Below are 11,970 nucleotides of genomic sequence, written 5' to 3' on the forward strand. Positions count from 1 at the left end.
AGTCCGAATACAGATTCCAGCTTCATCGGATGGCACCAGGCTCCAGGCTCGTGGACGTGAACACCAGCAAAGTGCGAACACGAAAATCGCTCATGGCCGTTCAGTTTTCTCAAAGCGCGATTTCCGGCCCGTCGCTTTGTATCGCATACTGTGGGCTCGAAGTCATAGCCAGAGGTTTTTTCGGCAAGAGCGGACGGTCAATGGAGAAGCGTGGTGCATCATTCTTGGGTGATTGCCGCGAGCCTGATATTAGTCTCAGCTAACAAAGAAACCGCACGGTATCAGCACGTGCCCAGTTTTGCCGCAGTTGACTCTGCTCTTGACCTCGTTACGACGCAATGCGTTGCCATATGCCCGTCGAAATGGCTATTAGAGATGGGTGTGGTGGTTCGCCATGGCCAGCGAAGGACAATGCGCCAGAACAACGGATTGCGATATTCCCAGCTATGATTGCGGCACTAAACGGCGCTTTTGACGACATCTCAAAAGCCATGAGATTACACCGAGTCTGGATCGCGCTTGCCCATGAGGACATCGGCGACCAGCACAGACGCACGACGCTCGGCCCGCTTTGGATGCTGGTCAACTATTTCGCTTTCGTCGGCACATTTGCCTTTGTTTTCGTGACCAAGGACGCAAGCAACCCAAGCTATATAGCCTATGTGGCCATCGGCATGCTGGTGTGGTTCTATCTTACCGAGACCATCACCATGAGCGTGTCTCTCTTCCAACGCGAAGCGAGCTTCATTCAGGGCACGACGCTGCCGTTGTTCGTGTATGTGATGCGGTTGACGATGCAATGCATCATTCGAGCTGGTTATTCGCTGGCGGGTTGCGTTCTCATTCTGCTTTTGAGCGGTTACGGAATCAACACAAACTGGCTGCTGTCCTTGGTGGGATTGTTGCTCCTCATCCTGGCAACCCCTGCATTTGTAGTGGTTTTTGCGTTCCTGGGCGCATTCTTTCCCGATAGCGAATTCATCGTTGGCAACCTGATGCGGGTGGGCATGTTCTTCACGCCGGTCTTCTGGGTCTATAGTGGGCAAGAGGGCGTTCAAGAATATGCCTATCACTGGAACCCGTTCACCTATTTCCTGGAGGGCGTGCGCGAGCCGATCACGGCGGGCATATTTCCGGGGCATTCCTTGGCGGTGACAGGTTATTTCTGCCTCGGCCTCTGGGCTATTGCGCTGCTGCTGCTGGGCCTTTATCGCAAGCGCATCGTTTTCCTGATCTGAGTTCCATGACCTCCATCACACTGAACAATGTCAGCCTCGTCTATCGACTGTTTGAAAAGTTGACGCTTTCGGCGCCCGGCCGGCGTCGGAGCGCTCTCGGCGGCAATATAGCCAAGTCGGGCACCAAACAGGTCGTGCAGGCGCTCGACGGTGTCAGCTTCGAGCTCAAGGCGGGCGACCGGTTAGGGCTTGTCGGCCCGAATGGCGCCGGCAAGACCACCCTGCTCAAGGTTCTATACGGAATCTACCAGCCATCGGGTGGTACGATATCGATCACCGGCAAAGTCGATGCCCTGTTCAACATCCACATAGGGTTTCGTCCCGAGGCCACCGGGCGCAGAAACATCGTGCTGAGAGGGTTGATCAGTGGTTGGACGGCGGCCGAGATCGAAGAGAAAATGGAAGAAATAATCGATTTCAGCGAACTGGGCGACTTCATCGACCTGCCGTTCAAGGCGTACAGCCAAGGCATGGCGGCACGTTTGGCGTTTGCAGCAGCGACCACTCTCGAGCCTGAAATCCTGCTGATGGATGAATGGATTGGCGCCGGTGACGCGTCGTTCCAGGAAAAAGCCAAGCGACGCATGGACGAACTGGCGGAAAAGGCCGGCATCATCGTGTTGGCAAGCCACGACGATGCGCTCATCCGGCGGGTCTGCACGAAGAAACTCACACTTCGGGCTGGCCGGGTGGAGTCGCTGGCTTAAGGCGTCTCGCGATATTCGATATCGAGGTCGAGCGAGGGCACGATAGTCGTAGCATCCTCCTTTTCCGCAGGCCTTCAACGGTCCAAAACCACTGGCGAAGTCACGGCCGAACAACAGAGATCGGGTGCACCCTGTCAGCCCCGCATGCGATCTTCATAGAATTGACGCTTTGATAGAGCCTGGTCTAAGCGTACTGAACGTTGACCAACCGGACCGAAAAGCACCTTCAATGTGATAACCCCAACAGCCGGATTGCCACAGGGACCGAGGCGTCAAGCCATCTTAATCCTGGGAATGCACAGGAGCGGAACCTCGGCGCTTGGGGGTGTAATCAATGCACTGGGAGCAGCCGGCCCGAAGACCCCGCTGCCGTCGCACGCGGCCAATCCGCGCGGATTCTTCGAGAGCGCGCCCCTTGCCCTTGCCCACGACGAACTGCTCGCATTAGCAGGCTCGTCCTGGCTTGACTGGCGTCAACTCGATCAGCAAAGGATGAACTCAAAGGCAACAGAGCCGTGTCGTCAGAAAATAAAACAGCTGCTCATCGACGAGTTCGGTGACGAACCCTTGATCGTTATCAAAGACCCGCGGACATGCAGATTTGTTCCGTTCATGTCGTCGATCTTGGACGAAATGAATGTCAGCCCTGTCGCCCTTCTGCCGGTACGCAATCCTCTTGAGGTCGCATATTCGCTGCACCGGCGAGACAAAATCACACTGCCAGAGTCCCTGCTGTTGTGGCTCAGGCATGTGCTCGAAGCTGAATATCATTCACGACACATGCCGCGATATATTCTGTCATATGAAGGGTTCCTGGTCGACTGGCGAAAGCATATTGACCGCGCAGCTGAAAAAACAGGTGTCGTCTGGCCTGCTCAGCCCGACCAGTCGGACGTCAAGATCGAGCAGTTTCTGACGACAGACCTTTATCATGAAAGGTCCACGCTCGAAGATGTGCATAATCATCCGGATGTTACGTCGCTGGTCCGCGAGACCTATCAAATTCTGACCACAATCGCCGCCGGGGATGAAGACAATGGCTTGCTTGCTCAGCTGGATATTATGCGGACGAGATTCGACGAAGCATGCGAAACATTTTCGGTAGCCATGGCGACGGAGGAATTGGCGGTTGCGCAATTGCGTGGTGAACTCAGCGCGCGCAGCACCGAGACAGAGCAGGTCCGTCAAGAGAATTCGAGGCTTGCGAGCTTTCTGGAACAGCAATCCGTTGAAATCCGCGGCTTGGCGGACGAACGTGATGCCCTCGTCGGAACTCGCGACACTCTGATCGCTGAACGGGATGCCCTCGTAAACGCCCAAGCCAGCTTAATCGCTGAACGGGATGCCCTCGTAAATGCCCAAGCTAGCTTAATCGCCGAACGCGATGCTCTCCTGCGGGACATAATCGGCATCGCCAATGAGCGCGACGCGATACTCACGTCGCGCAGTTGGCGGCTGACCGCACCTTTGCGACTGATACGTGGTCTGTTCGCCCGTGGCTGATGCGGGCGCGGACGGTAACGCGCGAGGTACTTGGAGCCCCTCACGCGCGACTTTGCCCACGTAAGAGAGCTCAGTTTGCTGTATCGCGATCTGGCTAATCCCCGAACGCGATTATCCTTCGTAGGCCGCGATAGAGTGGCCTGAGAATCCTGAACGCTAATGGCGATCTGGCTACAATCGATCTCTTGATCGAGAAGATGAGGCCACGAAAGGATCTTACCACTCCATAGTTTCCAAATTCCGCCGGAGCTCCGTTCTCGCATAGGGCTTGCAATTTAGCCTCCAGCATTACGTAGTTGTGAGCAGCATGCCCGGCAGTCATCACGTGCCGGAAGGTATAGCCGGCGTCGATTGCAACATAGGCTATGATCCGCTCTATGGCGTGGACCAAACTTCCATCCCGATAATCCATATTGGCAAAATCGTTCCAGCCCCACTTTTCTTCGAAAAGCTTCCTTAGAGCTGCAGGACGAAACCAGTACATCCCACCGTAAGGCGCGACAGGTGTACTATCATCCAGATGCACGATCAAACCCAACTGTCGGGCAAGCTTCGCTACGTTGGCTTTGTTGCCAGCCCATGAATTTCCAATGGTCGGATACCCAATATGAACCAACGGCGGCATGACGAGACCAAGCACTGGATTGTTGGCAAAGAGTTCAAGCAAATTCGAGACATATCCAGGCGTATGAAGAAGGTTTTCAAAAGTGTGGAGTTTAAACAACTCTCCCCTCGGGCCGTCTTGGGGAGATCGCTTGGAATGGATCCGGCAGATCAAGTCGTACCGATCCTCGAGTACATAGTCCCGGCAACCGACAAGAAGGGCGGAAGTGTCCCTGCCATCGTTCCGGACGACCAGGACGACCGCATTCCTGGCGTTCGTCGCCTTCGCGACTGCTTGCTGAATCAATGCCTGCTTGTTGGCATTGTCGGTCGTGACGATCAGATCGTAGCCTTTCGGCACGTTTTCGGCATAGCCGAGAACCTCATCGATCATGTCAACGTGATACACATGCGCAAGAACTGCTATCCGATAATCGTCCCAATTCCTTTGCGCGCCAATATGGATGTCCGGCAGGACGGAGAGCAACGCGGCATTGCCATTTAGCGTACGAGGCGAGCCCAAGCGGCCAACGCTTTTCCATATCAGCGACAAATCATAATCAGATTGGTTTTCTACGATCTCCAAGGCACGCGGCAGGTTGATGGCCGCGCGCTCGAGGGACAGCGTGTCGTGAAAAAAGAGGCGACGCTTCAGTATCGGGCTCCGGTCCTCCAGCGTTTTGTCCGGCTCCATGAAAACCGGGTATGGCGTCCTGTATCGTTCCGGATCGAGCAATACCGAACAGGTGTAGCCCAAAGCCTGAAAATGCGCTGTGAACACCGTCTCGTGCTTCGCAACTGACTCCATATAGGAGTTGATGGACACCATCCGGGTCCAATAGTCACGAAACGACTTCGACTGATGCAAGGACCGCCGCACTGCGATGAAATGGGAATTGAGATGGAAGGGCAGTTCCGATTTTCTGACGTCGATCGGATTGGGCCTTATCGCCTTGTGGGCGGAGATTCCCCAAAAGTCACAGTGACGTTGGTCCATCTCCGAAAACATTTCGGAAAAGGGGAAGATCGGCCCGTAGAAAGTGTGGTTGAAAAACAATATCTCGTCGAAGTGTGAAAGCTCATCCCACCCGATATGTTCGAGGGCAGCCCGATAGGCCCAGACATCGAACCCCTTGTTTTCCCTGATTAGAAAGCTGTCGGTAGCGTCAGAAAGGCGAGATCGGGCCTCGTCGTCTACCGGACCGTTGCAAACGACCAGCAGTTTTTCAACAAAGGGCCTTATCGATGCAATCAGGTGAAAATAATACTCATCTATCTTGCCTTCTTGATCGTAATAAAATGCGATTGCCAGGCGCCTCATCGACCTAATCTCTCTCTGGTGCAGATGGCACTTAGAATTAGAACGCTCCGATATGGGATCGCCGGCGGCACCGAACCACATCCTGCCACGCAAACATCATCGAGAGGCGGTGTTTCCAGGTTGCGCCCTCGATGCCCGTGATAGCGTTGAAAAACAGGTATTCCAAGACCGCTGGTTGGAATGGCACCATCTGGCAGGACGTCGACCGCACCCATTAAACCATTCGGTGCCGCCAAAAAAGGCCGGCCACATGCGATCTTCTACACGACGCCGACATGCGGCTTGCCAAATGATGCCAGCCTTCCAGGAAAAAGCGCACAGCGTTTCGCCATGCCTGGAGTTTGATTTAGGGCTTGGCCACAGCTCGATAGATCGGTCTCAATATTTTGAACAGGGTAGGCGCTCTGAACCACAGAGAGTTTTTAATGGCCAAATTGAGTTTACCCAGAGAGCGCTTCACTGACGTTACCGACGTCTGCGACGATGACGCAGCGGGCGGTAGATGGTTTGCCACGGGATAACCGGCCTTCTTCCACTCAGACAACAAATGGCACTGCCACGGGAAGTCGCCCGACGGCATCAGGCTGGCAAGTTTTTGCAGCTTGAACTCCAGCATGGTGTAGTTGTGCGCCGCCTGATGCGCGCACATGATGTGCCGCGTGGTATATCCGGCATCCTGAGCCGCGTAGGCGATCAGCCGCTCCAGCACATGGGCCAAGCCGCCGTCAACATCATTTGGCTCGGCATTGAAGTCTTCCCATTTCCACTTGTGTTCGAAGATTTTGCGCAGGGCGCGTGGCCGGAACCAGAACATGGTGCCATAGGCAGCCACCGGGGTGTCCTGATCGAACTTGACCTTGATATTCAAAAGCCGTGCGGTTTCCTCAACCTTTGGCTTGTTGAACAACCATGCGTGCCCCATGGTCGGATAGGAAATATGAACGACAGGCGGAACGGCCAGTCCGACTGACGGATTGTCGTGAAACATGTCCAACACGTTGTGGACATAGCCACGCGTATTCAGCAAATTCTCAAGCATATGCCGCTTGAACAGGTTGCTTCTCGACGCCTGCACGTGAAGCGACTTTTTTGTATGCAGGCGGCAGACAAGATCATAGCCGTCATCGACAAGCAGATCGCGCAAGGAAATGAAAAGCGAGGACATGTCACGACCGCGATTTTTCTCGACGATGCGGACGATGACGTTCTTCACGCCAGGGCGTTTTGCCAGTGTGGCTTCAATCTCGGCCCTTTTTTCCGGCGTATCCGTGGTGGCAATGAAATCATAGGGCACCGGGATGTTGCCGGTCAGCGCCAGTATCTCTTCCAGCATATCGGTGTAGTAAATATGCGCGCAGACAGCGATCTTGCCGTAGTCGGAAGGAGCGTCGCCGTCTTTGGCTCGCTCATCGGGCAAAACGCTCATCAGTGCGGCATTGGTGTTTAGATTCCTCAATTCCGAAGTGCGCAGGACATTGCGCCAAATCAGATTGAGATCGTAGTCGGATGTCTCTTCAAGAACTCGCAAAGCGCGCGGCAAATCAATGCCTTGAGCATTCAAAAACGTCGGATCATGAAAAAACGGACGTCGCTTTAGCAAGGGAAAGCGATTGATGATCGTCTCATCAACGTTAATAAACGCCGGATATTGCGAACCATACTTATCCGGATCGACATACGCTTCCGCCGAGTAGCCAAGATCTGTAAAATGCTTGGTAAACTGCGACTCGTGAAGCATGATCGCATCGATGTAAGTTTTGATCGCCGGCAGATTTTCCCAATATGTTTTGAAGGCACGTGATTTCAGCATCTTCTCGCGGACAGCAATGAAGTTTGCTGTGAGGTGGCGGGGCAGATGGCCTGTTCCGGTAAACGGATTTGGCGTCACTTTCGAATGGGCAGCGCTGCCCCAGAAATCACAATTCCGGCGCTCCATTTCCGAAAACATCTCCGAAAACGGGAAAAGAGGCCCGTAGCAGGTGTCATTCAGCAGGATAAGTTCATCATACTCGGAAAGAGCGTCAAAGCCGACAGCGTCAATACCGGTCTTGTATCCCCATACATCAAATCCCACGTTCTCCCGGACCAGAAGCTGATCGCAGCTGGCTTTGATTGCTATTTCCGAAAGCTTGGAAAGATTTCCATTGGATACGACAACAATCCTCTCGACAAACTCGCGCAGCTTTTCGAGGAGGAAGATGACATAGTCATCGGCAATTCCATGCTCGTTGTAGAGAGAAAATACGGCAATACGACGCACCTTGATGCTCCTGACTAGACCGTGAACCTGTCTGATGCCCGCCATCATCCGCCACTACGCCGAGAGTTCGGTTTCAAAACCGCCCTCGTGCCGCGATAGATCGGTCTTAGTGCTTTGAACAGGATAGGCGCCCTGAACCTCAAAGAGCTTTTGACGGCCAAATTGAGTTCAGCCAGAGAATGCTTCACCGACGTCGGCATTGGTGCCGCAGTGGCCGATACATGGCTTCCCAAGGGATAGCCGGCCTTCTTCCACTCGGACAACAGATGACTCTGCCAAGGGAAGTCGCCTGATGGCATGAAGCTGGCGAGCTTTTGCAGCTTGAACTCCAGCATGGTGTAGTTGTGCTCCGCCTGATGCGCGCACATAATGTGCTGCGTTGTATATCCAGCATCCTGAACCGCGTAGGCGATCAGCCGCTCCAGCGCATGGGCGAAGCCGCCGTCGACATGATCCGGCTCGGCATTGAACTCCTCCCATTTCCACCTGTGTTCGAACATTTTGCGCAAGGCGCGTGGCCGGAACCAGAACATGGTGCCATAGGCAGCCACCGGAGTGCTCTCATCGAACTTGACGTCGATATTCAAAAGCCGCGCGGTTTCCTCAACCTTTGGCTTGTTGGCAAACCACGAGAACCCCATTGTCGGATAGGAGATATGAAAGATAGGCGGAATGGCCAGGCCGACCGAAGGATTGTCGAGAAACATATCCAACACGTTGTGCACGTAGCCACGGCTATGCAGCAGATTGTCAACCATATGCCGCTTGAACAGGTTACCCATCGACGACTGCACTTGAGGCGATTTTTTTGTATGCAGGCGACAAACAAGGTCATAGCGATCGTCGACAAGCAGATCTCGCAAGGAGATGAAAAGCGAGGACATGTCACGGCCGCGGTTCTGCTCGACCACGCGGACGATGACGTTCTTCACGCCAGGGCGTTTCGCCAAAACGGTTTCGATTTCGGCTTTTTTTTCCGGCGTATTCGTGGTGGCAATGAAATCATAGGGTACCGGGATATTGCCGGTCAGGCCCAGTATCTCGTCGAGCATATCGGTGTAGTAGATATGCGCGCAGACAGCGATCTTGCCATAGTCGGCAGCAGTACCGTCGCCTTTAATCCGCTTGTCCGGCAAGACACTCATCAGCGCCGCGTTGGTGTTGAGGATTCTCAATTCCGAAGAGCGCAGGACATTGCGCCAAATCAGATTGAGGTCGTAGTCCGATCTCTCTTTGAGCATCCGCAAAGCACGCGGCAAATCGATGCCATTCTGCTCCAAAAAAATCGGGTCATTAAAGAAAAGCCGCCTCTTTAAGATTGGATTCCTGTTGGCAACAGTCTCATCGACTTCAATGAATATCGGATATTTCGACGTGTATACATCCGATTCAACATATACCGAAGATGAATATCCAAGATCTTCAAAAAATCTGGTAAAACGTGACTCGTGAATCAACACCGAGTCTTTATAGTCTTTAATTGGCGGCATGCTTTCCCAATAATTCCGGAAAGCGATCGAGATAAGCATCGCCCTTCTTATCGCGATGAAATGAGAATTTAGATGGCCAGCCAAGCTCCCTTGCCCGGTGAAAGGATTGGGCGCCATTTCCCTGTGACCGGATATGCCCCAAAAATCGCAGTCCCGGCGTTCCATTTCCGAAAACATTTCCGAGAACGGAAAAACAGGTCCGTAGAATGTGTGGTTAAGCAAAAGGATTTCATCATAATCGCCGAGCTTGTCGTAACCGATGAACTCGAGCCCTTGGCGATACGCCCCAACGTCAAATCCTGTATTCTCGCGGATGATAGTTTCGTCAACCGTGGATCGCAGTGAGACTTCCGATGATTTTGAAATTGCCCCGTTTGAGACAAAAATAATCGTCTCCACGAATGGCCGCAATTGTTCTAGAAGGTAGAATATATAGTCATCAACCTGGCCGCGTTCGTCATAGAAGAAAAATATCGCCGCACGCCGCATCGCCAAGTCCCTGCAAATATCACATCCACGTGGTATAGGGACCACGTCTCCCATGGAAGCATTTTCGACGGCAGAACGCTTCCCTTGTCACGATCTCATAATTCTAGCCAATTTGTGAATCGATCCACTCGGAAAGCTGACCGATCCCCTCGTCTACGCTTTTCAAAGGTCGCCATTCCAGTTCGCGCACCGTCCTGTCGATGTTGGCGACAGCGCAGCGAACGTCGCCGTTGCGGAACATGCCGTTGACGTGCGGTTCCGGCGCCCCGTATCTTTTTGCGACGATCCTTGCCAGGTCAAGAACCGTGGTCTTGGACCCGGTGCCGACATCATAGGCGAGCGACTGTGACAGATCCGTGGCCGTGGCCTTGTCGAGAGCCGACGCCACATCATCGATGAAGACGAAGTCGCGTCCGATATCCCCGTCCTCATAGACCGGGATGCTCTTGCCTTCCTTCGCCATCCTGATGAACAACGACACGATTCCCGTGTAGCTGTTGGTCAGCGATTGGCCAGGACCATATACGTTCTGAAGCCGAAGCACGTTGACAGCTGTTCCGAACGAAAGGGCCCAAGCCCGCAATATCTGTTCCTGGGTTAGTTTCGTTGCTCCGTAGATGCTGGTTGGGTTCGGTATCGTTGTTACCGCGTCCATCGGCAGAGGTTCGAGCCCGGCAAAATCCCACTCCGCGCGTTCGAGCTGCTGTTTCGATCTCTGACCGGGATACGTTATCTCGCCTGTTTTCCTGGACCGCCATGCCCCTTCTCCATAGACCGCGCGGCTCGAAGCCAGGACAAAACGCTCAGGAACGTGCGATGCCGTGGCGAAAGCATCCAACATGCGGGTGGTGCCAAGAACATTTGCTATTGCGTGGCGAGAGGCCTCCGTGAGCGACTGACCCGTGCCCGTTTCGGCAGCTAGATGCACCACAACTTCAGGTCGGATGGTTTCCAGTGCCTGCGGCCAGGTCGAGGCCTCGGTCACATCGGCAACCACGAGTTCAACGCGCGGATCAAGGTCGGCGGGACGCTTTCGCTCTGCGTGGATCTGCGGATGCAAACTGTCGATGACAACCACGCGATCGAAACGGTTTGCCAATTTGGCGGACAACGCGCATCCAATGAATCCAGCTCCGCCCGTCACCACGCATGTTTTAGACATTCAGATAGCATTCCCGTTTCATTGACTTGGCCGTTCGTTATCAGCGTCGATCCCATTTGAATAGACAAAAGAGGTCCAGCTCCAGCTGGATCGGGATTCACACGTCAAGTTCGGCATCCGCTCTGGTGAGTGAATTTGAGGTTTTGAGCCCTGCTTTACGCAGGGCTGTTTCTCAAATGTCAAATTCAAACCTTCACCAGCGATGGATGGTGAATGGTGGCGACACTGTTGGCGGATAGGTACTGCGGTCGCACTAACGCAGGAAGTGGTGAGGGCAAAAATCAAAAGCTGTCCGCTATCTGCTCGTTTTAGGCGGCTTGTGGGCTAAAGACGTGCTGCCTTTTGCTGCGTTTCACGACATACTCGGCATGACAGTTGCATTGATTTGGTTCGCGTCGTCGCCAGCGTCATGGCTCTGCCGCCCCACAAATGTTCACATTTTGGCGACTGGGCGACGGCCTCCCAGCTTTCACGAACTATAGATACCCAACTTGGAACACGAATTGTTGCGCATCGTGTTGGGTGTAAACGCGGTAATTCTACCTGCCGGTTGGAATCCAGCGTTATTCAGTTAATCGGGAACCGGCTCGAAGACTGCCAGCTGATTGGCCCACAGCAAAAATCGCTCATAATGAGACAGACGCATGCCACAAGTTTTGCCCAACTTCGCTAGCGAAGTCCGATCGAACATTTCCTCATGCTCGTCGGCAGCGTCTGGGCTGAATAGACGAACTGCGGCCCCCAGATCGTGAACCCTCCGGAATGCTTTGTGCGGCGTTGTCAATACAATGCGACCGCCCGGAGCAAGAAGCGATCGCCACTCATTGAGATGATCTGCTGGATCCTCGAGATGCTCCAGCAATGCAAGAGCAATGACTGTGTCAAATCGCCGGCCTTCAGGAAGTACAGTGCCGAATTGGTGTTTTGGATAGGACTGGCGAGCCAACTCGACCGAATCCGCATCGTAGTCGTATCCGAAATATTGATCCACCTCAACGAACGAGGCGAGCGCTCCGCTTCCGCACCCGACGTCAAGTGTGTCGCCACGCAACCAAGGCCGAGCCTTGGTTATCCTCGCCAAACGAAGGGCGGGAGAAAATATTCCCTGCGACGCTTGATCCGCCAAAACCCAATTCCTCCTATATCGAGTGTCGCAAAACTTGCCCTGTTGTCATCAAACATTACCTGCTTCAGACA

At 53.8% G+C, this 11,970-nt stretch carries 8 protein-coding genes; 3 read left to right on the forward strand and 5 right to left on the reverse strand.

Annotated features, from left to right (window positions below; translation table 11 throughout):
• The first annotated feature begins 350 nt into the window (after positions 1 to 350).
• The 3 genes from JG747_RS26820 to JG747_RS26830 all read left to right on the forward strand — a co-directional run bounded on the left by JG747_RS26820 (position 351) and on the right by JG747_RS26830 (position 3,448).
• Positions 351 to 1,238 (forward strand): ABC transporter permease, encoded by an 888-nt coding sequence (locus JG747_RS26820; protein ID WP_236952106.1) that lies wholly within the window; start codon positions 351 to 353, stop codon positions 1,236 to 1,238.
• Between the two features lie 5 nt (positions 1,239 to 1,243).
• On the forward strand, positions 1,244 to 1,945 hold the full coding sequence (locus tag JG747_RS26825) for an ABC transporter ATP-binding protein (protein WP_010914947.1): 702 nt from the start codon (positions 1,244 to 1,246) through the stop codon (positions 1,943 to 1,945).
• Between the two features lie 294 nt (positions 1,946 to 2,239).
• On the forward strand, positions 2,240 to 3,448 hold the full coding sequence (locus JG747_RS26830) for a sulfotransferase family protein (protein ID WP_019857039.1): 1,209 nt from the start codon (positions 2,240 to 2,242) through the stop codon (positions 3,446 to 3,448).
• A 94-nt stretch (positions 3,449 to 3,542) separates the two neighbouring features.
• On the opposite strand, the gene JG747_RS26835 is transcribed toward JG747_RS26830, so the two are convergent.
• From JG747_RS26835 to JG747_RS26855, 5 genes are all read right to left on the reverse strand, one after another.
• Positions 3,543 to 5,372, reverse strand: coding sequence for a rhamnan synthesis F family protein (locus tag JG747_RS26835; protein WP_202360383.1), 1,830 nt, complete (start codon positions 5,370 to 5,372; stop codon positions 3,543 to 3,545).
• Between the two features lie 346 nt (positions 5,373 to 5,718).
• Positions 5,719 to 7,632 (reverse strand): rhamnan synthesis F family protein, encoded by a 1,914-nt coding sequence (locus tag JG747_RS26840; protein WP_244748234.1) that lies wholly within the window; start codon positions 7,630 to 7,632, stop codon positions 5,719 to 5,721.
• Between the two features lie 44 nt (positions 7,633 to 7,676).
• Positions 7,677 to 9,611 (reverse strand): rhamnan synthesis F family protein, encoded by a 1,935-nt coding sequence (locus tag JG747_RS26845; protein WP_202360384.1) that lies wholly within the window; start codon positions 9,609 to 9,611, stop codon positions 7,677 to 7,679.
• 103 nt (positions 9,612 to 9,714) lie between these two features.
• Positions 9,715 to 10,722, reverse strand: a complete 1,008-nt coding sequence (locus JG747_RS26850; RefSeq protein ID WP_446720600.1) for an NAD-dependent epimerase/dehydratase family protein — start codon at positions 10,720 to 10,722, stop codon at positions 9,715 to 9,717.
• 622 nt (positions 10,723 to 11,344) lie between these two features.
• Positions 11,345 to 11,899: a class I SAM-dependent methyltransferase gene (locus tag JG747_RS26855; protein WP_084791438.1), complete on the reverse strand. Its 555-nt coding sequence runs from the start codon at positions 11,897 to 11,899 to the stop codon at positions 11,345 to 11,347.
• Between the last annotated feature and the right edge of the window lie 71 nt (positions 11,900 to 11,970).

The organism is Mesorhizobium sp. 131-3-5 (assembly GCF_016756575.1).
GTDB lineage: Bacteria > Pseudomonadota > Alphaproteobacteria > Rhizobiales > Rhizobiaceae > Mesorhizobium > Mesorhizobium jarvisii.